Consider the following 25309-nt stretch of genomic DNA (forward strand, 5'->3'; position numbering starts at 1 on the left):
CCCAGATCACGATGGACTCGACAGTCCCAGTCAAGGAATCCTCAGCATTCTGATATCTCCTGCCATGTCATGGCATCTCCCGTCGAACCCGTACCGGCCATCACCCTTCACACCATCGCCGTGCCACGGTGAGCCCGCCCGGCCGGGCGGCGGATGATACCCGGGTGAGGGCGCCGGGGCATTGCGGCTGGCGGTAATGCCGCAGGCCCGGCTGGCATGAAGGACCAAACGGAGGCTGCCAGCGCAGACGACGGGCGGCGGAGACGACATCATGATTCGGTGAACAACTGTCCAGAGGCGGGAGGGCTCCCCCCGGCCATCGAACCGCCGTCGAGAAATCCCATCGCCGGCGGCGGAAGCGCACCGATCGACGCACCTCGAAACGAATCCTCATGTCGCCGCGTGCCAAGGATCTGAACAACGGGTTCCACGGTCTTCCCAGGGCGGACGAGATCATGCATCTCGCCCTGGCCACCGGCAACCTGCTGGACCGGCTGGAGAGCGCCAGAAACCGGGTCGACCAGTCGCTGATCCAGCAGCGGCGATTCGTGTCCGACGCCTCCCACGAGCTGTTCACCCCGATCGCCGGGCTCAGAACGCTCCTGGAAGAGGCGCGGCTGCACCCCGACGAGACGGATCTGAACGAACTCCTGGCAGACGCGCTGGAGGGCGTCGACCGGCTCCAGACGATCGTCACCGACCTGCTGGTGCTGGCGAAGGTGGGTGCGCACACTCCTGACGCGTTCGTCAACGTGGACCTGGGGGAGATGGTCCGTGCCGCGATCTCGCGGCGCGAGAACGGTGTCCCCGTACGGCTCCGGCTCGCCCCCGGGGTGCGGGCGAACGTCATCGACGCGGAGATCACCCGCCTCCTCGCCAATCTTCTGGACAACGCCCAGCGCCACGCCAGGCACGCGGTGCTGGTCGAGGTGTGCCGGAACGGCCGGTACGGCGAGCTGGCCGTCACCGACGACGGTGACGGCATCGCCGCCGCCGACCGGGCGAGGATCTTCGAGCGGTTCACCCGGCTGGACACCGCCCGCTGCCGTAACCGAGGGGGTACCGGGCTCGGCCTCACGATCGCGCGTGACATCGCCGAGTCCCACCGGGGGACCATCGACGTGGAGGACTCCAGTACCGGTGGCGCGCGGTTCGTCCTCCGCCTCCCCCTCGCCGACCGTGACGGCCGCGAGATGTCAGACCACTCCTGATATCGGTGACATCAGGATTGATCTGCCGAAACCGTCACAATCGGTGTCATCACGATCGGTATCACTACAGAGAGTGACGTCCCCTCCTCCGCGGAGCTCGCGACCCGCAGCCTGCCGCCGAGAGTCTCGACGCGGTCCTTGAGCCCGATGAGCCCCGACCCCTTGCCGTAGTCGGCTCCTCCGCACCCGTCGTCGCGGATCGAGAGCCGGACGGACGCTCCGGCCATGCCCAGGGTGACGTACACCACGGAGGCGTCCGCGTGCTTCGCCACGTTGGTCAGCGCTTCCGCGGCCGTGTAATAGAGGGCCACCTCGACGTGCTCCGGCAGAGGGGGGACGGGTTCCAGCTCGAGTTCGACGGGAAGGGCGGAGCGGCGGGCGAGCGCCTTCAGCGCGGGTACGAGCCCGCCCTTCGAGAGGATCGCCGGGTGGATGCCCCGTGAGAGCTCCTGCAGATCGTTCACGACCCCGGTCAGCCCGTCGACCGCCCGGGACAGCTGTTCCCTGAGCTCGGTCATCGGCGGCGGCACGCCGTCCTCCACAGCGCGTAGTTCCAGCCCGAGCGAGACCAGGCGCTGCTGAGCTCCGTCGTGCAGGTCGCGCTCGATGCGCCGGCGGGTCTCGTCGGCCGCGGCGACGACGCGGGCGCGGGAGGAGGCGAGATCGGCACGGGCCTGGGCGTTGGAGATGGCGGTCGCGACCAGCTCGGTGAAGTCCATTATGCGTTCCTCCACCCCTTCGAACCTCGGCTCCCGGGCGCTGGAGAAGACGAGCATCACACCCCACAGGCATCCGTCGACGATGATGGGAGAACCGACGGTGGAGGTGACTCCCATCTTCCGGACCCATGTCGCGATCTTTCCGCCGCTCTGTTCGTAGCTCCCCTTTCGCGTCAGGCACCCGGTCTTCAGCACGGTGGCCGAGACGCTCACCTCGTTGAGCGGCCACCGCGAGCCGAGGGGCAGCACCTTCTCCGTGCCGTCCTGCCAGCTCCACGAGCCCAGCACCGTCACGTGGCCGGGGTCGTAGCGGTTGATCGCCACGTGATCCGCCTTCATGAGGGAGCCCATCTCGAAGGCGACCGCGTTGAACAGCTCCGCCGAGGAGATGCCCCGCGCCACGAGGGTCGCGACCCGCCGCAACGCCGCCTGCTCCTGCGCGATCCGGTGGATCTCGTCACGGCTCGACGCCAGGACCGTCTCGGTGTTCTCGCGATCATGGGCCGCCCTCAGCAGCGTCTCCAGGGACGGCACCATCCGCTCACGCAGACGCCTCCGTACGGGTTCGGGCACGCCGACGGGCAGGACCAACGTGCCGACCCGGACGCCGTTCTCCACGAGCGGCAGCGCCTCCGCGTGCTCTTCCCCGGGGAGCTCCTCGAGCCGGATCTCCAGGTTCGGTGCCTCCATGGCCCGTGCCAGCAGACGCGAGGCCGGTTGCAGCGCGGCTTTCAGGTCCTTCGTGCGCAACAGGACGTGGGCCAGTTGCGCGGTGAGATCCACTTCGTGCCGGCGGTTCTCCGCCTGGATGTTCAGCGAGCGCACCAGCGCCGCGATCGAGCTGATCGCGAACCCCACGAGAAGGAAGATCGGGATCGGGGTCCACAGCCCGCGCGTCCCGTACGAGAAGCTCCACTCCGGCGGGAGGTTGAAGTAGTTGAAGGCGACGGCGCTGCCCGCCAGGGTCGCCAGTCCCAGGCCCAGCCCCCACTGGATCGAGATCAGCAGAACACCGAGCAGATAGATCCCTCCGAGGAAGTCGCCCGACATCACGCGCTCCAGGAAAAGGGACAGCATGGCTTCCGCCGCGATACACAGAGCGCCGCAGATGATCCCCAACCAGAGGGGCGGCCGCTTTGTGCGCAGCAATAACGACAAAAGCCGTTCGCGCATGGAGACTAAGATACTCGCATGTCAGGAAGGGGTTTGGCGGCTGTTTCCCGACCGCACTCCGCACGTACGGCCGCCCGAACCTCCGAGATGTCATTCTTTTAACCCCGCACGACCATTTGTTTAACAAAAATTCGGAGAGAAGTGCATGGCGAAAGGGCTGGAGCCGTGGGTGCGGACCGGATACGAATAGCGCTGGCGGACGACGACGTGCTTTTCCGCGAGGGAGTCGCGAGCCTCATGTCGCGGTCGGGCCTCGAGGTCGTCGGCCAGGCCGGGGACGCGGCGGAGATCCTCGCCCTCGTCCGGCGGCACCGGCCCCATCTCGTCATTCTCGACATCCGGATGCCCCCGGCCCACTCCAACGAGGGCATCGAGGCGGCGCGGGTGATCCGCGAGGAGTTCCCCGAGGTGGGGATCCTGCTGCTGTCGGCGCACATCGAGGTGGAGGAGGCGATGGAACTGCTCGCCACGGGGCATCGGGTCGGCTACCTGCTCAAGAGCCGGGTGACCGGTGTGGACGACTTCGTGGAGACGCTCGAGCGCATCGTCCAGGGCGGCTCGGTCGTCGACCCGAGTCTCGTGAGGGAACTGATAAGGGCCCACCGCAGGAACGATCCGCTGGCACTCCTCACGACACGCGAGCAGGAGGTGCTGGCCCTGATGGCCGAGGGGCGCTCCAACTCCGGCATAGCGCACAAACTATGGATCACCGAGGGCACGGTCGAGAAGCACGTGCACAGCATCCTGTCCAGGATGCGGATACCGGGGACGGAGGACGACCATCGCCGCGTCCTCGCCGTGCTGACCTTCCTCGACGCCCGCTGAGACCCGCCGGGCCCGCCGGAGGGCACGGGGACGGCGGCGATATCGGGACATGTCTCCGGCCGATGGGCGTTCCGGGGCGGCGCGCGATAATCGGGACATGCTTCCAGCCCAGCGGGCGTCCTAGATGCCGGCCGAATCCTCGCAGACCCTGCAGCGCGGCCTGCGGCTGCTGCGCCTGCTCGCCGACGGGCGGCGGGGCCGCACCCCCACGGAGCTGGCGGCGGAGCTGGAGCTGAGCCGCCCCGCGGTGTACCGGCTGCTCACCACCCTCCAGAGCGAGGGCTTCGTCCGCCGGGACGGCGACGGGCGGGTCCACCTGGGCTTCGGGGTCCTCGTCCTGGCCCGGGCCGTGCAGCCGCTGCTGCGGGAGGGCGCCCTGCCCACCCTGCGCAGGCTGGCGGAGGAGGTGGGGGCGACCGCGCACCTGACGGTGGCCGAGGGCGACGACGGCCTGGCCGTGGCGGTGGTCGAACCCTCCTGGACGAACATGCACGTCGCCTACCGCGAGGGCTCCCGCCACCCGCTGGAACGGGGCGCCGCCGGACTGGCCATCCTCGCCCTGCGCGCGGGCCGTACCGGCTATCTGGTCTCCGAGGGCCAGCTCCAGGAGGGGGCCAGAGGCGTCGCCGCCCCCGTACCCGGCCTTCCCTGGCTGGAGGCGTCGGTGGGCGTGGTCACCTTCACCGCGCTCGACCCGGACGCCGTGGGCCCCCGGGTCGCCGCGGCCGCGGCGGAGCTGTCCGGCTCGCTGACCTGACGCCTCCTTCAGCGCGAAACACTAAATAACCAGACAAATCCGCCCAAGATCGGCGCAGAACCGGCAAGATGGCAAACTAAAGATCTTCACTCTCCGGCGCCAGAGAAAGAGCACCCCGTGCCCGACGAGCCTTCCCCGCACACTCCCACCCCGATCGACTCCAGCGTGGCCCACTCCGCCCGGATCTGGAACTACTGGCTCGGCGGCAAGGACAACTACGCCGTCGACCGGGAAATCGGCGACCAGTTCGTCGGGATTTTTCCGGACATCGTGGATATTGCCCGCTCGTCCAGGGCGTTCCTCTCCCGCGCCGTCCGGTACATGGCCGGCGAGGGCGGGATCCGCCAGTTCCTCGACATCGGCACCGGGCTGCCCACCGTCGACAACACCCACCAGGTCGCCCAGCAGGTGGCCCCGGACGCGCGCGTCGTCTACGTCGACAACGACCCCATGGTGCTGACGCACGCCCGCGCCCTGCTGACCGGCACCCCCGAGGGCGCGACCGAGTACATCGACTCCGACGTGCGCGACCCCGACGCGATCCTGGAGGCCGCCAGGGCCACCCTGGACCTCGACAGGCCCGTCGGGCTCATGCTGATGAACATCCTGGGTCACCTCACCGACATCGACGAGGGACGGAGGATCACGCGCCGGCTGCTGGCCGCCCTGCCCTCCGGCAGCTACCTGGCGGTCGCCGACGGCACCAACGTGATCCGCGGCGCGGAGTTCGAGAAGGCCATCGCCATCTGGAACGAGGCCGGCTCGGTCCCGTACACCCTCCGCAGCCCCGAACAGATCGCGAGCTACTTCGAGGGCCTGGAACTGGTGGAGCCCGGCGTGGTCTCGTGCCCGCTCTGGCGTCCCGGGCCGTCGATCGTCGGCGGCAACCGCGAGGTGGACGAGTTCTGCGCCGTGGGCCGCAAGCCCTGACCCTCGGCGACCCTCGGCGACCCTCGGGGCGGCACCCCCGCGCCGGGTTCCGGCGAGCCCGCCGGTAGGGTGAACGCTGGTGCGCCGGGAAGTCTGGTCGGCAGTGTCCGACCCGACCCCCGAAGTGGAGCACCCATGAGCGGCACCTCACCCGGCACGCCTCGCCTGTTCAGCCGAGGTTCGTGGGACGAGGCCCGCCGCGTCGCGGACATCCTGCGCGGGGAGACCGTCGGCGGGGCGCTGCTGCTGGCCGGCGCGGTGGCGGCGATGATCTGGGCGAACTCCCCGTGGTCGGGGGCCTACGAGTCGCTGCGCGCGGTCAAGGTCGGCCCCGCGGCCCTGCACCTGGATCTGTCCCTCGCGGCCTGGGCCTCCGACGGGCTGCTGGCGATCTTCTTCTTCGTGGCCGGGCTGGAGCTCAAACGCGAGTTCGTCGCCGGCGACCTGCGCCAGGCACGGCGGGCCGCGGTGCCGATCGCGGCCGCGTTCGGCGGTGTGATCGTCCCGGCCGTGCTGTATCTGCTCGTCACCCTCTCCAGCGGCGCCGGCGGCGCGGCGCGGGGCTGGGCGATCCCGACGGCCACCGACATCGCGTTCGCGCTGGCCGTGCTCGCGGTCATCGGCCGGTACCTGCCCGCGGCGCTGCGCACCTTCCTGCTCACCCTGGCCGTGGTCGACGACCTGCTGGCCATCGTCATCATCGCGGTCTTCTACACCGAGCACCTTTCGTTGCTCCCGCTGCTGGGCACCCTGGTGCCGCTGGCGGTCTTCGCCCTGCTGGTGCAACGCCGGGTGCGCGCCTGGTGGCTGCTGCTGCCGCTGGCCGCCGCGACCTGGGCGCTGATGCACGCCTCGGGCGTGCACGCCACCGTCGCCGGGGTGCTGCTGGCCTTCGCGGTGCCGGTCGTCCGCAGCGAGCGGGCCGGCGGCCCGGACGCCGGGCCGGGCCTGGCCGAGCACTTCGAGCACCGCCTGCGACCGCTCTCGGCCGGGGTGGCCGTGCCGGTGTTCGCGTTCTTCTCCGCCGGGGTGGCCCTGGGCGGGACGAGCGGCCTGGCCACCGCCCTGACCGACCCGATCGCGGTGGGCGTCGTCATCGGGCTCGTGGCCGGCAAGCCTGTCGGGATCATGGCCGCGACCTGGCTGGTGTCCCGCTTCACCCGCGCCGACCTGGACGAGAACCTGGCCTGGGTCGACGTGGGCGGGCTGTCGGTGCTGGCGGGCATCGGGTTCACCGTCTCCCTGCTCATCGGGGAACTGGCCTTCGGGGCCGGCAGCGAGCGCGACGCCCACGTCAAGGTGGCGGTCCTGACGGGCTCCCTGATCGCGGCCCTGGCGGCGGCGCTCGTCCTCCGGCTGCGCAATCGTGTCTACCGGCGCATCCACGAGGCCGAGACCGCCGACCGTGACCACGACGGCATCCCCGACGTCTACCAGGAGCGTCCCTGAGCGCGCTCAGGGGAGCGGTTCCAGGAACTCGAGACGGTCGCCCCGGGGGTCCTCGCTGTCGGTTCCCATATGAAGTGATCATGAAGTGATCCGGGACAGGGCTCCGGCCTGAGGTGGATCAGCTTGCGTGGAACACAGGAATGCTCGTTCGTCTCAACCCATCTGGGATTTCCCGATGGCGGAACGACCGACAGCGTCGGGATCTACCCCTGTGGGGCCATCGGGGCGAAGCCGAGATCGGCCAGCGCGGCCGCGCCGCGGGCGGCGTGGTCGCCGTCGGCGAGCACCAGGGTCCGCGCCGACTGATAGCGGCAGCCGGCGGTGTCGAACGCATCTGCCGTGGCGAGCAACCGCTCCCGGTCATTGTCTAGCAGCGCTTGAGCCCGTTCCACGATGGCAGTGGCGACCGGGTTGCCGGCCACGACGGTCCGAGCCCCGGTCAGGCGGTCGCCGGCATCGGAGCTCCTGGCGAGCACGGCGGTTTCGGCGCGCAGCGCCACGTACCAGTGAAGCCAGATCCAGGTGACCCATTGCCACACCTCGCCGGGCTCAGGCGCCAGTCGCTCCAGCGCCTGCGGCGCCTGCCCACGGTGGAGCAGGAGCATCGCGTCGAAGATCGCCCCGTAGCCGTGGGTATTCCCCGGTGAGGGGTCGAGCTGATTCAGGACCGCGCTCCATTCGCGCCAGGCGTCCTGGTCCTCGCGTAGGCCGTGGATCATCGCCACTGCGGCCGCCGGCGGGCCGAGGACGGATCTGGCGGGGCTGCCGGCCTGCTGCCACGCGTCGAGGAACCGGACGCCGCCGGCGATTATCTCCTCGACGTCGCCCGCCATCGCGTCGGCCACAAGGAGCCAGCTCGTGGCACGATGGCCGACTTCCGCCAGCAGCGGATGATCCGCGAGTTGCCGTGCCCACCGGCGGGCACCCGGCAGGTCGCCAGTGCCGAGGCTGGCCTCGGTGACCTCACCAAGCGCCTCGATCAGCTCGTGGGTACCGGCCGGGGTAGCCGGTGTGGACGAGAGCAGCGTGATCCGGCGCCGGGCCGTGTCGGCGGCGGCGAACGTGTCACCGGCCCAGCTCTGGGCGCAGGTGAGCGTATCGAGCGCGGCGGACTCGGCGAGCGGGTCACCCGTGCGGTGAGCGAGTTCGACCGCTCGTTCGGCGCGTGCGATCGTCATGGGAACCGAGTTGTCGTTCAGGCCCGGTACGGCACCGATCTCGGTGAGCGCCCGCCCGGCCTCGGCCAGCGCCACCGCGTTCAGGGCGGCCGGGTCGTCGCCGGCCAGCTCCCGCGCCTGGGTGATGAGCGCGATCGCCTCTTCCCGTGGCAGCTTCCGGACGAACTTTCCGGAGAACCGGTAGGCGTTGGCGGCGGCGGTCGCCAGGTCACGGGCGGCACCGGCGGTGTCACCGGACCGGCGAGCGGCGTCCGCGGCCGCGCGGTGCAGGCGGTACATGTCATCACCATGCATCCGGCAACCGGCCACGGCCGCGGCATGCCGGAGCATCGACGCGCCGGCGGCGGGATCGTCGGCGAGCGCGGCGGCCTGCTCATAGCGCCCCTGGGACTCGCCGATCAGATGACGGGCGAAGGTCAGTTCCGCCAGATGCCGGGCGAGGCGGTACGCGTCCGTGCGCCGTTCCGGCCGGTCGGCCGCCCACGCCAGGGCGGCGCGCAGATCGTCCGCCACCGCGTCGAACCGGGCCCGCCAGTCCGCTCGTACCACCGCCAGCTCGGCGGCCCTGGTCAGGCACCAGCGAACGTGGCGGGATCGAACGTCGACCAGCTCACCGGCCTCGGCCAGCCGCTCCACCCCGTACTGACGGATGGTCTCCAACGCCCGGTACTCGGTCCCGCCCGGGGACGCCGTCACCATCAGCAGGCTCTGTTCGGCCAGCCGGGCCAGCCCCTCGGCGACAATGCCTTCCTCGGACCCGGCTGCCTCCGCCGCCGCGGCAGCGGTGAACGGTGCCACGAACACCGACACCTGGCGCAGCAGCGCCCGGTCGGCCGGTTCCAGCAAAGCATGGCTCCAGTCCAGAGCCCCCCGCACCGAACGGTGCCGCTCATCGGCACGGGAGCCGCCGGTCAGCATCCGCAGCGGATGGGACAGGGCGGCGTTGATGCCGTCCAGCCCGAGCGTGGAACACCGGGCGGCGGCCAGCTCGATCGCCAGCGCCATCCCATCCAGCCGCTCACAGATCGAGGCGATCTGATCGCGCAGTGCGGGATCCAGCGACCGGCCCACCGCCGCCGCCCGCTCCCTGAACAACGCGACCGCGTCGGACTCACCGTCGACGGACAGCGACAGCGGCGGGACCGGGTACACCCTTTCGAACGGCACCATCAGCCGTGCCTGGCTGGTCGCCAGCACCGTCACGTGAGGGCACGTCGCCAGCAGCCGCTCGAGAAACAGCGCCACCCCGTCCACCACGTGCTCGCAGTTGTCCAGCACCAGCAGCGCATGGCGGTCGGATAGCGCGGCGACCACCGACTCGGTCATGCCACGGCCGGGCTGCTCACCGAGGCCGAGCGCCCCGGCGACCGCGGCCGCGATCATCCCCGGATCGGTGACCGGAACCAGGTCGACGAACCACACCCCGTCGGAGTACTCGCCGGCCGCGTCCGCGGCCACCGCCAACGCCAGCCGGGTCTTGCCCACCCCGCCGGAACCGACCGCGGTCACCTGACGGTGTGCCTTGATCAGCTCGGCCAGCTCGGCCCGCTCGCTCGCCCGGCCGACGAACGAGGTCAGCGCGGCCGGCAGAACCGGTGCCGGGCGAGACGGGCCGACGCCGGCCGGCTCGGACGCGCGGCGGGCGAGCGCCCGCCGGTCCGGGACCTCCAGCTTGCGCAGCAGCGAGGAGACGTGGCTCTCCACGGTACGTACCGAGATGCACAGCCGTGCCGCGATCTCGGCGTTGCTGAGATGGGCTCCGACCAGTTCCAGCACTTCGGCTTCCCGAGGCGAGATGTCCGCCGCTGCAATCACTGTCACATATTGCCGCATCCCCTCCGTGCTCTCATCCGTAGTGGCCACTGTGCGCGATCCGTGCCGTCGATCCGTGGGCGGTTCCGTGGTCACCACGGATGTGGAGCGGGCGGGCCGGGAGAGAGGCTGTGAACACGAACACGGCGGGTCGATGAGGCCCACGACCACAGGAGTGACCATGACCGGCTCTCTCACCCGGGGAATCAAGACCGTGCTGCACCCCGTGTCCGACCTGGCGAAGGCCAAGGCGGTGTACGCGGCCCTGCTCGGCATCCCGCCGCAGACCGACTCGTCCTACTACGTCGGCTTCGAGGTTGAGGGCCAGCACATCGGGCTGGTGCCGGGCGGTGGACCGCAGGGCATGACCTCGCCGGTGGCCTACTGGCACGTGCCGGACATCGAGGCGAAGCTGGCCGAGGTGATCGCCGCGGGGGCCACCGTACAGGAGGCCGCGCACGAGGTCGGCGGCGGCCGTCTGGTGGCCACCGTCATCGACCCCGACGGCAACGTCCTGGGGCTCCTGCAGGACCGTTGAGTGCCTCCTACCCCTGCCATGTCCGCTGCGTAGCGGCCGCCGACAAGACGACGAACCCCCTCGCTCAAAGGATCCGCATGATCTCCTTCGAATCCGTCACCCTTGAGGTTCCCGACCCCACGGCCGCGGACGCCTTCCACAACCGCGTCGACCAGGTCGCGCTCCTGTTGGGAGTGGCGGACGTCAAGGCGGGCAAGCGGTTCCACGTCGACCGCGGCGCCCGCGATCCCATGGGCGACCCAACGAACCACCGCTGGTTTCGCGCCCCCCGCGCCGCACCCAGGCTCGACGCAAGGAGAGCGAACCACCCGGCCGCGAGCTGATGCGCGACGGCAGCCGAGCTGGTTGGTCTGACGCCTCGATCGGACACGCCGCCTGCCCGAGGCTTCACGCTCCGGTGGCACCGCTTCCGAACAAAGGACCACAAGGTCCCTTCCCAAGATCCCGAAAATCAAGATTCTCAAGGAGAAAATCGCCATGGGCAACACCGAAAGCAGCACCTACCAGGGATTCACGGCCGAGGAGCGGGCCGCGATGAAGGACCACGCCCAAGAGCAGAAGAAGGCGGCGCGCCGCAGCTCACGCGCGGACAAGGCGGCACAGGACCAGCGTGACGTACTCGCGAAGATCGCCGAAATGCAGGAATCGGACCGGATCATGGCTGAGCGCGTCCATGCCGTCATCACCGCCAGCGCCCCGGCCCTCGCGCCCAAGCTCTGGTACGGGATGCCCGCCTACGCGCTGGACGGCAAAATCGTCTGCCACTTCCAGAGCGCGGCCAAGTTCAAGACACGCTACGCGACGCTCGGGTTCAGCGACCAGGCGAACCTGGACGACGGCACGATGTGGGCTGCCGGTTTCGCCCTGACCGAGGTGACGGCCGAAGTGGAGGCGCGGATCGGTGCGCTGGTGAGGCAGGCGGTGAGCTGAGGCGCGCCGCAGCGGTGTCCGGTAACCCCGACGCTTGGCTTGTCATCTCACTCACAGGCACACACCTCATCGATACCAGAAGACTCAGTGACAAGCGGATCAGCTGTGCTGAGAACGGATCACCTCATGGATCAGATTCGTGAGACTGGATCAGGTGCGCTGAGAACCGACGACGCCGCGACGACGTTTGACATCTCCCCTCCCCTGACAGATGGTTGTTCGTATAAAGGACGTATGCGTCCGATAAACGGACAGAGCTGGGAGAAGCGGATGCCGTACTACCGGGTCGTGGGGGAGATCCCCCGCAAGCGGCACGTGCAGTTCCGGCGGCCCGACGGCGGGCTGTACGCCGAGGAGCTGATGGGCGAGGAAGGGTTCTCCAGCGACTCCTCGCTGCTCTACCACCGTCACCTCCCCACGGCGATCATCAAGGCCGAGGCCGTCGAGCCCGAGGCGTCGAGAGGGCTTCTCACCCCCAACGTGCCCCTCTCCCCCCGCCACCTGCGCACCCAGGACCTGCCGGACGGGGGCGACCTGGTCACCGGGCGCGGGCTGCTCGCCGGAAACGCCGACGTCCGCATGTCGTACGCCGCGGGCGAGGCCCCCAGCGGGCTCTACCGCAACTCCATGGGCGACGAGTGCGTCTACATCGCGAGCGGGCAGGTCAGGTTCGAGTCGACGTACGGGGCGATCGAGGCCGGGGAGGGCGACTACGTCGTCGTCCCGACCGGGACGATCCACCGGTGGGTGCCGCGGGGCCGCGTCACGGCCTTCACCATCGAGGCGGCGGGCCACATCCGGCCGCCCAAGCGCTACCTGTCCAAGTACGGCCAGTTCCTGGAGCACGCCCCCTACTCCGAGCGCGACCTGCGCACCCCGCAGGAGCCCCTGATCGCCGAGGGCGAGGAGGTGCCGGTCCTGGTCCGCACGCGCGGCGGGCTCACCCGGCTGGTCTACCGCGACCACCCGTTCGACGTGGTCGGCTGGGACGGCTGTCTCTACCCGTACGCGTTCAACATCAACGACTTCGAGCCGATCGTGAAGCGCACCCACGCCCCGCCGCCGGTGCACCAGACCTTCGAGGGTCCCAACTTCGTGATCTGCTCGTTCTGCCCCCGGCCGCTCGACTTCCACCCGGACGCGATCCCGATCCCGTACAACCACCACAACGTCGACTCCGACGAGCTGATGTTCTACGCCGGAGGTGACTACACCGCGCGCAGGGGCTCGGGCATCGACGTCGGCTCGGTCTCGCTGCACCCGGCGGGGTTCACGCACGGCCCGCAGCCGGGCGCCGTCGAGGCCGTCATCGAGGCGGTGCGGCAGGGCCACACGCAGACGAGCGAGCTGGCCGTGATGGTCGACACCTTCCGCCCCCTCGACCTGGGCCCGGCCGGGCTGTCGGTGGAGGACCCCGCGTACGCGTGGACATGGGCCCGTTGACGGACGCGGGCACGATCGCGGGCCCGCCACGGGGTAGGGACAGGACCATGAGCGCACACACGAGCACGGGGACGGGCGCGAAGGTGAACGACGTGGGGACGGCAACGGCGACGCTCTTCCGGGGGCTCGTCGACGACGCCGGGCTGTTCCCGCCGACCGGGCTGCCGATGGCCGAGGCCCTGGAGCGGCACAGGAACGACCGGGCGGGCGACGACCCGGTGCTCGCCCACCGCTTCCTCTGCCCGGCCGGACGCCTGGCGGAGCTTCGCGACCACCTGACCTTCCCGGTCCGGCTCGGCCTGATCCTGGACACCCCCGGCGTACCGTCCCTCGAGTCCCTCGAGTCCCTCGAGAACATCGCCGTCGAGCTCGTCGAGGTGCGCCAGGCGCCGGGCGAGACCCCGGCGACCGTGGCGGAGCGGCTGGCCGGACGGCTGCCCGGCGGTGCCCGGCTGTTCGTGGAGGTCTCCCCCGGCGACCTCGCCTCCCTGCCGCGCGACGCCACGGGCCCCGGCCTGAAGTTCCGCTGCGGCGGGCTGACCGCCGGAGCCTTCCCGAGCGCCGCGGACCTGGGCGCCCTCATCGCGCACTGCGCGAGGCACGGCGTGCCGTTCAAGGCGACCGCGGGGCTGCACAACGCGGTCCGCCACTTCGACCCCGTGCTGGGCGTGGACCGGCACGGCTTCCTCAACCTGGTCCTCGCGGTCTGCGCGGCCGTGGAGGACCGCGATCCGGTGCCGGTGCTGAAGCTGACCGACGTCGGCGAGCTGGTACGGCTGGCGCAGGCCGTGCCCGGCGACACCGCGGCGCGCGCCAGGGAGCTGCTGGTGTCGTACGGGTCGTGCGACACGCACACCCCGATCGAGGACCTGGCGGCCCTGTGCCTGATCACCCGGCGCCCGCCCGCGCCCGCGGGCGCGGCGTCCCCCGAAGGAACACCCGGCGACGGAACGACCGCCGGAACGGCGGCCACCGGCGCAGCAGAGGAGAGTGCGTGATGTCTTGGGGCCTGGAGAACCTGCCCTACGGAGTCTTCTCCCGCCACGAGGGGGAGACCCCTCGCGTCGGCGTCCGCTACGGCGACCACGTGGTCGACCTGGCCGGGGCCCTGCACGACGAGGTGTTCGCCACCGGCTCGCTCAACGCCTTCATGTCCAGGGGCCCGGCCGCGTGGCGCGACACCCGGGCCCTGATCCAGAACAAGCTGAGCACCGACCAGGCGGTGATGGGGCCGCACCTCGTCCCGCTCGACCAGGTCACCCTGCACCTGCCGGTCGAGGTGGCCGACTACGTCGACTTCTACTGCTCGCTGGAGCACGCCTCCAACCTGGGCCGGATGTTCCGCCCCGACGAGGAGCCGCTCAAGCCGAACTGGCGGCACCTGCCGGTCGGCTACCACGGCAGGGCCGGGACGGTCGTCGCGTCCGGCACCCCGGTCACCCGGCCGTGCGGGCAGCGCGGCGCGGGGGTCTTCGGCCCGTCCGCCAAGCTGGACATCGAGGCGGAGCTGGGATTCGTCGTCGGCGCGCCCACGGCCCTCGGCGACCGGGCCGGGCGGTTCGAGGACCACGTGTTCGGCGTGACCCTGGTCAACGACTGGAGCGCCCGCGACATCCAGGCCTGGGAGTACGTCCCGCTGGGCCCGTTCCTCGGCAAGTCCTTCGCCACCTCGGTGTCGCCGTGGATCACCCCGCTCGCGGCCCTGTCGGAGGCGCGGACCGAGGGCAGGCCGCAGGACCCGGAGCCGCTCGGCTACCTGCGCCGCGAGGAGCCGTGGGGGCTCGACCTGCGGCTGGAGGTCTCGGTGAACGGCGAGGTCGTCTCCCGCCCCCCGTACCGGGACATGTACTGGACCCCCGACCAGATGCTCGCCCACATGACCGTCAACGGCGCCGCCCTGCGCACCGGCGACCTCTACGCCAGCGGCACGGTCTCCGGCTCCGGGCCCGGCGAGCGCGGCTCGCTGATCGAACTGACCTGGAACGGCACCGAGCCGCTGAAGCTGCCCGACGGCTCGGCCAGGACCTTCCTGGAGGACGGGGACACCGTCACGATCACCGCGACCGCCCCCGGACCCGGGGGAACCGTGATCACCCTGGGAGAGGTGTCGGGAACGATCGAGCCCGCACGGTAGCCCCGGGGCCGGACGGCAGAGCCGGGCCTGTCGGCGATCCGGTGAAGGACATACGGTGGGAAAGGAACCTCCCAGACGTCCGGCGCGTTGTACAGGCAGGAGGGCCGGAGCATGGAGTACTGGGTCATCTGGTTGATCTTGGCGGTGGCACTGGGAGTCGCCGAGATATTCACCCTGACCACCGCTCTCGGCCTGCTCGGGGGCGCCGCCCTCATCACCTCCGTCGCCGCCGGGCTGGGGCTGCCCGTCCCGCTCCAGCTCGTGGTGTTCATCGCCTCCCTGGCCGCCGGGGTGGTCGTGGTCCGGCCCATCGCCAAGCGCCAGCTCACCATGCGGCAGCCCCGGAGCCAGCGGTTCGGGATCCAGGCGCTCGTGGGCAAGCCCGCCTACGTCCTGCGCGAGGTGACCGGCATGGACGGCCGGGTGCGGATCGGCGGCGAGGAGTGGTCCGCCAGGGCCTACGACGAGACCCTGGTGATACCCGCCGGGGCGACCGTCGACGTCATCGAGATCGAGGGCGCGACCGCGCTCGTGTATCCACGGGAGTGACACCATGGACGCTCTGCTCATAGCCGGACTGCTCATCGTCCTGTTGGCGGTGTTCACCGTGATCCGCTCGGTGCGCATCGTCCCCCAGGCCCGGGCCCGCAACGTCGAACGGCTGGGCCGCTACCACAGCACGCTGAAGCCCGGCCTGAACTTCGTGATCCCGTACATCGACCGCGTCTATCCGATGATCGACCTGCGCGAGCAGGTCGTCTCCTTCAAGCCCCAGCCGGTGATCACCGAGGACAACCTGGTCGTCGAGATCGACACGGTCCTGTACTTCCAGGTCACCGACCCCCGGGCCGCGGCGTACGAGATCGCCAACTACATCCAGGCCGTGGAGCAGCTCACGGTCACCACGCTGCGCAACGTCGTCGGCTCGCTCGACCTGGAGATGACGCTGACCTCGCGCGACACGATCAACAGCCAGCTGCGCGGGGTGCTGGACGAGGCGACCGGCAAGTGGGGCATCCGGGTCAACCGGGTGGAGATCAAGGCCATCGACCCGCCCAAGAGCATCAAGGAGGCGATGGAGAAGCAGATGCGCGCCGAGCGGGACAAGCGCGCCGCGATCCTCAACGCCGAGGGCCAGCGGCAGTCGCAGATCCTCACCGCCGAGGGCGACAAGCAGAGCGCGATCCTGCGGGCCGAGGGTGACCGGAGCGCCGCGATCCTCAAGGCCGAGGGCCAGTCCCAGGCCATCGACGAGGTCTTCCAGGCCGTGCACCGCAACGACCCCGACCCCAAGCTGCTGGCGTACCAGTACCTGCAGGTGCTGCCCGAGCTGGCCAAGGGCCCGAACAACACGTTCTGGGTGATCCCCAGCGAGGTCACCTCCGCGATCCAGGGCGTCTCCAAGGCGTTCACCGAGGCGCTGCCGCAGTCGTCGGCCGTCCGCGAGACCCCCAGGGTCAACGAGGCGGCGGCCGAGGAGCGGAAGCAGGCCGAGCAGGCCGCCGCCGACGCGGTCGCCGAGGCAGCCGAGGCGGACAGCCTCGGCGGCGGCCCCCGCCAGCTCAACGCGGCCCCCGCGCACCTGCCCGGCGACGACCTCCTGGGAACGGGGACCGGGGCGGGAACGGCGGTGGGAGCGCGGGAGGAGCACCACCGGAACGGCGCCTGACCTTTCCGGCCCTCCCCGCATTCTCGATCTCCCTCGGCCCTTCCGCCCTGCGTGTCCGGGCGGGAGGGCCGACGTCGTGCCGGGAACCGGCGGCGAGGACCGCCCCCTGGTCGGTTTGCGGTCAAATGTCTGGGTAACCCTCTAGGTCTCGGGGACCGGGCGTGAAGCAACGCTGTGGGTGGGGTTAAGAAAACCGCGATGGACATCCCCGAAGGCGACCGGGCACAGTGCGTAGGGTCGGAGCTGAGGGGGAATCCGCTATGAAAGCGCTGGTCAAGGAGAGGGCCGAACCCGGCCTGTGGCTGACCGACGTGCCCGAACCGTCCGTCGGCCCCGGTGAGGTGCTGATCAGGGTGCTGCGCACCGGGATCTGCGGCACGGACCTGCACATCCGGAGTTTCGACGCGTGGGCCCGGCAGACGCTGCGGACGCCGCTCGTCGTCGGTCACGAGTTCTGCGGCGAGGTCGTCGAGGTGGCGCCGGGCGTGGAGGACATCGCCCCCGGCGACCTGGTCAGCGGCGAGGGGCACCTGGTCTGCGGCAAGTGCCGCAACTGCATGGCCGGACGGCGGCACCTGTGCCGCGCCACGATCGGGCTGGGGGTGAACCGCGACGGCGCCTTCGCCGAGTACGTGACGCTCCCGGCCTCCAACGTCTGGGTGCACCGGGTCCCGGTCGACCTCGACGTGGCCGCGATCTTCGACCCGTTCGGCAACGCGGTGCACACCGCCCTGACGTTCCCGATGGTCGGCGAGGACGTGCTGATCTCCGGCGCCGGCCCGATCGGGCTGATGGCCGCCGCGGTGGCCACCCACGTGGGCGCCCGCAACGTGGTCGTCACCGACGTCAGCCCGGAGCGGCTGGAGCTGGCCCGCAAGCTCGGGGTCACCCTGGCGCTGAACGTCGCCGAGACATCCGTCCAGGAGGGCATGGACGGGCTGGGCATGCGCGAGGGCTTCGACGTGGGCCTGGAGATGTCCGGGAACCCGAAGGCGCTCCGCGACATGATCGCCTCCATGTCGCACGGCGGGAAGATCGCCATGCTCGGCCTGCCCGCCGAGGAGTTCGCCGTCGACTTCGCGACGATCGTTACCTCGATGATCACGCTCAAGGGGATCTACGGCCGGGAGATGTACGAGACGTGGTACGCCATGTCCGTGCTCCTGGAGAAGGGCCTCGACCTCTCCCCCGTGATCACCGACCGCTTCTCCTACCGCGACTTCGACGCGGCCTTCGACACCGCCGCCGGAGGCAGGACCGGCAAGGTCATCCTGGACTGGACGGCCTGATGTTCGGTTCCCGCCGCGACTCCGGCAAGATCACCCCGGATTGGACCGCCTGATGTTCGACAATCTCCGCGACGACTTCCGTACGACCCTGAACGAGATCGCCGAGGCCGGGCTGCTCAAGCCCGAGCGGGTCATCACCACCCCGCAGCGCGCCGGGATCGCGGTCGCGGGCGGTGGCGAGGTGCTCAACTTCTGCGCCAACAACTACCTCGGCCTGGCCGACCACCCCGAGGTGGTCGCCGCCGCCCAGGAGGCCCTCGACCGCTGGGGCTTCGGCATGGCGTCGGTCCGCTTCATCTGCGGCACCCAGGAGGTGCACAAGGAGCTGGAGGCGCGGCTGTCGGACTTCCTCGGCCAGGAGGACACCGTCCTGTACAGCTCGTGCTTCGACGCCAACGGCGGCGTGTTCGAGACGCTGCTCGACGACCGCGACGCGGTGATCTCCGACGCCCTCAACCACGCGAGCGTCATCGACGGCATCCGCCTGTCCAAGGCCCGGCGCCTGCGCTACGCCAACCGTGACCTGGCCGAGCTGGAGGCGCGGCTCAAGGAGTCCGCCGACGCCCGGCGCAGGCTGATCGTCACCGACGGCGTCTTCTCCATGGACGGCTACGTCGCGCCGCTGGAGGAGATCTGCGACCTGGCGGAGCGGTACGGGGCCATGGTGATGGTCGACGACTCGCACGCCGTCGGCTTCGTCGGCGAGCACGGCGGGGGCACCCCCGAGCTGCACGGCGTGCGGGACCGGGTCGACATCCTCACCGGCACGCTCGGCAAGGCGCTCGGCGGGGCCAGCGGCGGCTACGTGGCGGCACGCAAGGAGATCTGCGAGCTGCTCCGCCAGCGCTCGCGCCCCTACCTGTTCTCCAACTCGCTCGCCCCGGTGATCGCCGCCGCGTCGCTGCGCGTCCTCGACCTGATCAGCGGCTCGGACGAGGCCCGGACGAGACTGCGCGCCAACACCGAGCGATTCCGCACCGGCATGACCGAGGCCGGGTTCGACATCCTGCCCGGCGACCACCCCATCGTCCCGGTGATGATCGGCGACGCCGCCGAGGCCGCCGCGATGGCCGAACGCCTGCTGGAGCTGGGCGTCTACGTGATCGGTTTCTCCTACCCCGTGGTCCCGCACGGCCAGGCCCGCATCCGGGTCCAGCTGTCCGCGGCCCACTCGGCCGAGGACGTCGACCGCGCCCTGGAGGCCTTCGTCGCCGCCCGCGGCTGAACAGCGGCCGGCCCTACGCGATAACCACCAAAAGGGCTTTTGTCGTAGTTAACGGGCGACCTCGGCGAGAATACAGAGGTGATAGACACGCGGCGGCTCAGAACCCTGCGTGCGGTGGCCGACCACCGCACGGTCACCGCGGCCGCCGCCGCGCTGCACCTGACCCCCTCCGCGGTCTCCCAGCAGCTCGTCGCCCTGGAACACGAGGTGGGCCACCGCCTGCTCGACCGCGACGGCCGGGGCGTGCGGCTCACCGCCGTCGGGCGCATCCTCCTCGACCACGCCAACGAGATCCTCGCCCAGCTGGAGCGGGCCGGGGCCGACATCGCCGCCTACACGGCCGGTACGGCGGGCGAGGTGAAGGTGGCCTCCTTCGCCACCGCGATCGGGCTGGTCGTGGCCCCCGCCGTCGGCGTCCTGCGGGACAAGGAGCCCGGCATCCGGGTGCGCGTCCTGGACGCCGAGGGCGACCAGAGCCTCACCATGGTCCTGGACGGCGCGGTGGACGCGGCCGTGGCCGTGGAGTACCGCGGGGCCCCGGCCGAGGACGACCGGCGGCTGTCGCGCATCCCGCTCTACTCCGAGCCGTTCGACCTGGTGCTTCCCCGAGGCCATCGCCTCTCCGGGAGCGAGGTGACGGTCGCGGACCTGTCGGGCGAGACCTGGATCGGCCCCTACCCGGGCAACCCCTGCCACGACGTGATCGCGCTGGCCTGCGAGCACGCGGGCTTCACCCCCGAGTTCGCCCACTCCTCCGACGACTTCAGCGCGGTGGTCGCGCTGGCCGCCGCCGGAGCGGGGGTGGCGATGGTACCCCGCCTGGCCCTGCGCGGCACCGACCCGTCCGGCGTGGTGATCCGCCCGGTGCCCGGCCCCGAACGCCGCGTCTTCACCGCCGTACGCCGGGGCGCCGAGCGGCATCCCCTGCTCATCCCACTGCTGAACGCTCTCCAGGACGCCGCGACGACACTGCGCAGGACCCCGTCCCTGTGACGACCCCCGTGACACGGACGCTCGTCGCGGCCGAGGACGTCTTCGGTACGTATGAGGCACCGAGATACCCGTCGTCCACGCCTTCGAGTTCCGGGGGCGACGAGGGCTCCTCGCCGTCGCCCGTCCACGCTCCCGCCAGAACAGGCCACCGGTGCCGGCTACGGTGCCAATGACGGCCCATCGCCCCCACCACGAGGGCGACCGCGGCGATCATCCCGGCGATCACTGACTGAAACACCAGGTACATATCACCCACTCCGTCCTAAAGATTCCTTATGGGACTTTTCGTGAAACGGGGGACTCATGGATGCGTTACGAATTACGTAATTTTTGGAAAGCGCTTGACCTGGCCGTACTCGCCCTCCGGAACGAATCCTCCCGTCCCTCCCGCCCCGTACGACCCAGGTGGACGCGCCGGGAGAGCGGGCGCCTTTCGGATGGCGCTACGAGGACGCCTCCGGCCGGAGTCTCCTGTCCGGAACGGACGTCGTACACGTCACCGCCGAGGGCGACACCGACGAGATAGTGATCTTCGCCGATTCCCCGGACCGATCTCCGGTTCGCTCCGTGCCGGACGCGCTCCGGCGTACCGCGAGGACACCGCGTCAGGCCCGTCTCCGCAAAGTTACGTTCGGTCCGTACGAGGCATCGTGGCACCCGTCGTTCCCATGCGGAGAGACTCGCGAGCAGTTTCCGGCACCGGGACAGGAGACCCGGTCCAGCCGGGTTCTCGACAACGGCCTTGCTGCCGAGGCACCGCACGATCAGGATCGCCGCTCACACGACGGCCTCCGTCCCGCTGCGGATCAGGACCGGGGTGCCGCGGTGAGCTTCGCGACGTCGGAGGTGTAGACGGTCATCCAGTGTGGACGCAGCCGGTAGTAGACCACCTCGTCGTCCCAGTCGAAGGAGTCGTCGCCGTAGAAGCCCTTGAGATACGCGAGCAGGTCCGGCCAGTCCGCGGCAGGCTCACCGTCCCGGGGGTTGAGGATCTCCACCGTGCCGTGCGTGAACACGCCCAGGTCCTCGCCACGCATGTGCGCGGCGCTGACGGCGGGCCTGACGGCGAGGTGGCGGGCCTTGGCGGCGTTGCGCGCCGTGCCGAAGTGCCACTTTCCGTGCAGGAAGTGCCCGTCCACACCGCTGATCCGCGGCTCGCCCTTCGCCGTCACGGTGGACAGCGCGAGGGTGCACATGCCGGTGAGGACCTGGGCGAGCTGCTCCGCGGTCAGGGTGTGCTCGTCGTTGATGATCGAGCGGAGGTGCGAACTGGAACGGGAGAGGGAGGCGTCGAGGAGGGCCTGAAGCTCTTTGAGCTCTTCTGGCGTTTCGCGCATTGAAGTCCTTGTCCATCCGTAGAGGCCGGTCCACGGCCGCCGTCGACGCCGACCGGTCGAACCATGCTCGCCCGAAAACCCGACACCTCGTGTCATGTTTCCTCGCCCGTCTCGCGGACCGTGGCGGACCGCCGCGAGTCCGGGGAGGTGATGCCCACCGCTCCCACTCGCTGCTGCCGGTGCCTGCCGTGACCTGGGACCGGCCCGTGATCGACCTTCTGCGTGGAAAGGCCCTCCTGACCGGCGGCACGCCGAGGTTCGGGCGGCTCGCCGATCAGGAGGGCGGGGCCGTGACCGTCACGGTGAGGGTGTGGGCTGACGGTCACGAGGGAGATCAGTCCTTCGGGCGCTCGCCGAGCTCGTCGGTGAAGCCCACGTCGGCCAGTGCCACGCGCAGTAGCGGCACGCCCTTCTCCACCACGTCGTACTCGAGCAGTTCGGCCGTCCGCGGGTCGATGATCAGACGGAAGGTGAACGCGTCGGCCGTGGACGAGGAAAGGGCGACCCCTGTACGCCCCAGCACGTCCTTCGCCTCACCCTGCGAGGTGATGCCCGGCTGGTCGGCGAGCACCTTGAACAGGGCGGACCGGGTGCCCGGCGTGATCGGCGCGGTCATCAGGTCCACGCCCGTCTGCCACAGGTAAACGGCCTTGCCGGAGCCCGCGGAGTCGGGGCTGCGCTTCCAGAGGTCGTCCAGGTGGCGCTTGAGCCCGTCCTTGCCGGTGGGCAGTTCGGTGACGTTCCGCAGGGTCAGGCTCGGGTTGTCGATCGACAGGATCGGCTCGAAGTCGTCGTCGGCGCTCCGGGGCTTGTCGTCCGCCAGTTCGGGCGACCCCGCCGCCTTCCAGGCGGCCTCGTCCTGCGGGGAGCCGAACGTGACCGCCACGTCCTGGTTGCTCACCCTCCGGCCGGTCTCGCCCGCCTTCATGGCGCGCCAGGTCTCGCGGGTGTTGGCCAGGTAGGCCGCGTACGGCAACTCGGCGGGCTCCGCCTTGATCTCGGCCGTGTGCTCGCCGGGGACGTCGTACACCTTCTGTATGGTGCGCTCGTTGACGTACCAGTAGCGGCCGGAGTCCGCCGGTTCCCGCCGCGCGGTCGAGGCCGCGGCCAGCAGGAACGTGCGCGCGTCCGCCACGCGTCCGGGCGCCCCCCGCGTCGTGGAGGCCACCACGGCACCGCCCGGCTCCGGACCGGCGCCGCCACCGGTCGTGACGACGACGGCCGCGGCCGCGAGCCCGGCGGCCAGCGTGCCGGCCATGAGGAGGTACGGCCGCCGCGAGCGCGGCCGGGCCGGGCGGGCGGGCCGGGCCGGTTCGGTGTACGGGGTGGCGAAGGCGCGGGCCAGGTCGTCCGCCCGGCGGCGCCGGTAGCCGTCTTCGGTCAGCTCGTCCAGCTCGCTGGGCCTGAGCCGGGCGAACGTGCGATCGTCCATGAAAGGGGCTCCAAAGGGGTGCGGATCAGGATTCGAGACTGCGAACGCGGCGTGGGCCGCCGGCGTGCATCGCCTGGGCCAGGCGCTTGCGCGCCCGGTGCAACCGGACGTTGTACGTGCGGACCGAACACCCCATGACGGTCGCGGCCTGCTCCGGCGGCAGGCCGTACCAGGTGGCGAACACCATCGCCTCCACGTCCTGCTCGGGCAGGGCCGACAGCGCGGCCAGGGCGCTCTCCCTGTCGACGACGTGCTCGGCCACGTCCCACGCCACGTGGTCGCGTGAGGTGGTGAGGGCGGCTATCCGGTCGGCCAGGGCCTGGCGGCGGGTGCGCGAGTCGCGCTGCTTGGCCAGCAGGTTGCGGGCGACACCGAGCAGCCAGGGCAGCGGCGGCTCGGGCAGTTCCGCGAGCCGTCTCCACGCCACGAGGAACGTCTCACTGCAGACGTCCTCGGCCGCGTCACGCTCGGCTCGCAGCAGGGCGTAGCCGAGCACGCTGCGGTAGTGCCGGTCGTACAGGTCGGTGAATCGTTCTTCGGGATCGTCCACACCAAGTAGTCCCTCCGGACACGTCCGGATTACCACGTCCCGTCGATTCGTCCCTCATGCTCGGCCGAACTCCACCACGTCAGCCCTTGTCACACAACGATGGTCATGTCTCACGGCAAATCCCCAAGGAAGAAGCCCTCCGGCCCACCCCCGATAACCGATGAGGAGTTGGCCTATAATAAACGTCCTCATCATTGATGGAGATGATCATGGACAAGCCGGTAGAGATGTTCGATCGTGACTACGAGTGGTCGGAACTGTCGCGCTTCGTCCGTTATTCGGGACCGGAGGCCACGCTTGGCGTGGTGTCCGGACGCCGCCGCCAGGGTAAGACCTTCCTACTGGACGCGGTCTGCCGGGCCACGGGAGGGTTTTACTTCGCCGCGACCGAGGCGACCGAGACCGAGTCTCTCCAGCAGTTCGGCACGGCGCTCGCCCGCCATCTCGGAGAGCCGGTCCCCCGCAGGTTCGCGAACTGGGACGAGGCCATCGAATTCCTCATGACCATCGCCGTCGCCGGGCCGACCCCCGTGGTCATCGATGAGTTTCCCTATCTGGTCAGGGCTTCTTCACACCTTCCCTCCCTGATCCAACGGGCTCTCGGCCCTCAGGGGCAGCGCCACGGCAGCGCGGTACGGCTCCTGCTGTGCGGGTCGGCCCTGTCCTTCATGGGCTCGCTCCTCGCGGGAACCGCGCCGCTCCGTGGTCGGGCGAGCCTGGAGCTGGTGGTTCCCACCCTCGACTACCGGCTGGCCAGGGATTTCTGGGGCATCACCGATCCGGCCCTGGCGTTGCTGGTCAACGCCGTCGTCGGCGGCACCCCCGCCTACCGGCGCGAGTTCACCCTCGGCGACGTCCCTGACGACATCGAGGACTTCGGGCCGTGGGTGACGCGCAACGTGCTCAACCCGGGTCGTCCCCTGTTCCGTGAGGCCCGGTTCCTCCTCGCCGAGGAGCCAGAGCTGCGGGACGTCGCCCTGTACCACGGTGTCCTGTCGGCGATCGCGAACGGCAACCATACTCGCGGCGGCATCGCCGGATTCCTCGGCCGCAAATCCACCGACCTGAGCCATTCCCTGACGCTCCTGGAAGACGTCGGCATGATCACCCGGGATCCGGACGCCTTCCATGGCAAACGTTCCACCTACCGCATCACCGAGCCCATTCTCAGCTTCTACCACGCGATCATGCGGCCGGAATGGACCGACCTGGAGCGTCCCGGTTATGCCGGACAGGTCTGGGATCGTTCGCAGACGGCGTTTCGCAGCAAGGTCCTCGGCCCGCACTTCGAACACCTGGCCCGCACCTGGACGCGCTGGTACGCCGATGCCGAAACTCTCGGCGGTCTACGCACCCGTGTCGCCTCCGGTGTCCTGCCCGACCCGGCGGCCAGGAACAGCCACGAGATCGACGTCGTCGTCTTCGGCCGTGACGGCGACGGCAGAGAGGTCATCCTCGCGATCGGCGAGGCGAAGTACGGCGACGTCGTCGGTCGTGGTCATCTTGAGCGCCTTGAGCGCCTCCGGGAACTTCTCATCCGTCGCGACGACCGCGCCACCCCTGGCACCCGGCTTCTGCTGTTCGGCGCCGCCGGCTTCATGCCCCAACTGCGGGAAACCGCGCAGGACCGCGTGGACGTGCAACTCGTCGATCTGGCCCGTCTCTACGAGGGGTCCTGAACGACCGGTGCCCTGTCCCCGCGCCGCGGTGCCGGA

Annotated in this window: 22 protein-coding genes; 17 read left to right on the top strand and 5 right to left on the bottom strand. The window is 70.3% G+C overall.

The features are described from left to right. The first annotated feature begins 392 nt into the window (after positions 1-392). Positions 393-1211 carry a HAMP domain-containing sensor histidine kinase gene (locus AB0G15_RS18785; protein ID WP_362841068.1) on the top strand — a complete coding sequence of 273 codons (819 nt, stop codon included), beginning with the start codon at positions 393-395 and terminating at the stop codon, positions 1209-1211. Positions 1212-1222: 11 nt separating this feature from the next. On the opposite strand, the gene AB0G15_RS18790 is transcribed toward AB0G15_RS18785, so the two are convergent. Next, positions 1223-3103 carry a DUF4118 domain-containing protein gene (locus AB0G15_RS18790; protein WP_362841071.1) on the bottom strand — a complete coding sequence of 627 codons (1881 nt, stop codon included), beginning with the start codon at positions 3101-3103 and terminating at the stop codon, positions 1223-1225. Positions 3104-3268: 165 nt separating this feature from the next. Here AB0G15_RS18790 and AB0G15_RS18795 point away from each other — a divergent pair, with 165 nt between their 5' ends. From AB0G15_RS18795 to nhaA, 4 genes are all read left to right on the top strand, one after another. Continuing rightward, positions 3269-3928 (top strand): response regulator transcription factor, encoded by a 660-nt coding sequence (locus tag AB0G15_RS18795; RefSeq protein WP_362841073.1) that lies wholly within the window; start codon positions 3269-3271, stop codon positions 3926-3928. 124 nt (positions 3929-4052) lie between these two features. Then, positions 4053-4685 (top strand): helix-turn-helix domain-containing protein, encoded by a 633-nt coding sequence (locus AB0G15_RS18800; protein WP_362696195.1) that lies wholly within the window; start codon positions 4053-4055, stop codon positions 4683-4685. A 117-nt stretch (positions 4686-4802) separates the two neighbouring features. Continuing rightward, positions 4803-5615 carry an SAM-dependent methyltransferase gene (locus AB0G15_RS18805; RefSeq protein WP_362841075.1) on the top strand — a complete coding sequence of 271 codons (813 nt, stop codon included), beginning with the start codon at positions 4803-4805 and terminating at the stop codon, positions 5613-5615. A gap of 135 nt (positions 5616-5750) precedes the next feature. Next, complete coding sequence (gene nhaA / locus AB0G15_RS18810; RefSeq protein WP_362841077.1) at positions 5751-7064, top strand: Na+/H+ antiporter NhaA; 1314 nt, start codon at positions 5751-5753, stop codon at positions 7062-7064. 203 nt (positions 7065-7267) lie between these two features. On the opposite strand, the gene AB0G15_RS18815 is transcribed toward nhaA, so the two are convergent. Beyond that, the gene (locus AB0G15_RS18815) at positions 7268-10057 is read right to left on the bottom strand and encodes a LuxR C-terminal-related transcriptional regulator (RefSeq protein ID WP_362841080.1); all 2790 of its coding nucleotides are present in this window, start codon (positions 10055-10057) and stop codon (positions 7268-7270) included. A gap of 178 nt (positions 10058-10235) precedes the next feature. Here AB0G15_RS18815 and AB0G15_RS18820 point away from each other — a divergent pair, with 178 nt between their 5' ends. The 11 genes from AB0G15_RS18820 (at position 10236) to AB0G15_RS18870 (ending at position 20275) form a co-directional block, all read left to right on the top strand. Then, positions 10236-10592 carry a VOC family protein gene (locus AB0G15_RS18820; RefSeq protein ID WP_362841083.1) on the top strand — a complete coding sequence of 119 codons (357 nt, stop codon included), beginning with the start codon at positions 10236-10238 and terminating at the stop codon, positions 10590-10592. Between the two features lie 77 nt (positions 10593-10669). Beyond that, the gene (locus AB0G15_RS18825; RefSeq protein ID WP_362841085.1) at positions 10670-10915 is read left to right on the top strand and encodes a hypothetical protein; all 246 of its coding nucleotides are present in this window, start codon (positions 10670-10672) and stop codon (positions 10913-10915) included. Positions 10916-11069: 154 nt separating this feature from the next. After that, entirely contained in the window at positions 11070-11522 is a 453-nt protein-coding gene (locus AB0G15_RS18830) for a DUF1801 domain-containing protein (RefSeq protein ID WP_362841088.1), read from the top strand. A 270-nt stretch (positions 11523-11792) separates the two neighbouring features. Beyond that, positions 11793-12965 (top strand): homogentisate 1,2-dioxygenase domain-containing protein, encoded by a 1173-nt coding sequence (locus AB0G15_RS18835; RefSeq protein ID WP_362841226.1) that lies wholly within the window; start codon positions 11793-11795, stop codon positions 12963-12965. 47 nt (positions 12966-13012) lie between these two features. Further along, positions 13013-13963, top strand: coding sequence for a hypothetical protein (locus tag AB0G15_RS18840; RefSeq protein WP_362841091.1), 951 nt, complete (start codon positions 13013-13015; stop codon positions 13961-13963). After that, entirely contained in the window at positions 13963-15099 is a 1137-nt protein-coding gene (gene fahA, locus AB0G15_RS18845; RefSeq protein WP_362696378.1) for a fumarylacetoacetase, read from the top strand. Before AB0G15_RS18840 ends, fahA begins: the two co-directional genes overlap by 1 nt. A gap of 111 nt (positions 15100-15210) precedes the next feature. After that, entirely contained in the window at positions 15211-15648 is a 438-nt protein-coding gene (locus AB0G15_RS18850) for an NfeD family protein (protein WP_362841094.1), read from the top strand. A gap of 4 nt (positions 15649-15652) precedes the next feature. Further along, positions 15653-16768: an SPFH domain-containing protein gene (locus tag AB0G15_RS18855; protein ID WP_362841096.1), complete on the top strand. Its 1116-nt coding sequence runs from the start codon at positions 15653-15655 to the stop codon at positions 16766-16768. Positions 16769-17028: 260 nt separating this feature from the next. Beyond that, positions 17029-18057 (top strand): L-threonine 3-dehydrogenase, encoded by a 1029-nt coding sequence (gene tdh, locus AB0G15_RS18860; RefSeq protein ID WP_362696183.1) that lies wholly within the window; start codon positions 17029-17031, stop codon positions 18055-18057. Between the two features lie 52 nt (positions 18058-18109). Continuing rightward, positions 18110-19282: a glycine C-acetyltransferase gene (locus AB0G15_RS18865; protein ID WP_362841099.1), complete on the top strand. Its 1173-nt coding sequence runs from the start codon at positions 18110-18112 to the stop codon at positions 19280-19282. A 78-nt stretch (positions 19283-19360) separates the two neighbouring features. After that, positions 19361-20275, top strand: coding sequence for a LysR family transcriptional regulator (locus AB0G15_RS18870; RefSeq protein WP_362841101.1), 915 nt, complete (start codon positions 19361-19363; stop codon positions 20273-20275). 806 nt (positions 20276-21081) lie between these two features. Here the strand turns inward: AB0G15_RS18870 and AB0G15_RS18875 are convergent. From AB0G15_RS18875 to AB0G15_RS18885, 3 genes are all read right to left on the bottom strand, one after another. Continuing rightward, positions 21082-21612, bottom strand: coding sequence for a pyridoxamine 5'-phosphate oxidase family protein (locus tag AB0G15_RS18875; protein WP_362841104.1), 531 nt, complete (start codon positions 21610-21612; stop codon positions 21082-21084). A 334-nt stretch (positions 21613-21946) separates the two neighbouring features. Next, positions 21947-23044: a CU044_5270 family protein gene (locus AB0G15_RS18880; protein WP_362841107.1), complete on the bottom strand. Its 1098-nt coding sequence runs from the start codon at positions 23042-23044 to the stop codon at positions 21947-21949. 25 nt (positions 23045-23069) lie between these two features. After that, positions 23070-23594, bottom strand: coding sequence for a sigma-70 family RNA polymerase sigma factor (locus AB0G15_RS18885; protein ID WP_362841110.1), 525 nt, complete (start codon positions 23592-23594; stop codon positions 23070-23072). Between the two features lie 209 nt (positions 23595-23803). Between AB0G15_RS18885 and AB0G15_RS18890 the strand changes: the two genes are divergently transcribed. Beyond that, positions 23804-25273: an ATP-binding protein gene (locus AB0G15_RS18890; protein WP_362841113.1), complete on the top strand. Its 1470-nt coding sequence runs from the start codon at positions 23804-23806 to the stop codon at positions 25271-25273. Positions 25274-25309: the final 36 nt, after the last annotated feature.

Source organism: Streptosporangium sp. NPDC023825, assembly GCF_040639575.1.
Lineage (GTDB): Bacteria > Actinomycetota > Actinomycetes > Streptosporangiales > Streptosporangiaceae > Streptosporangium.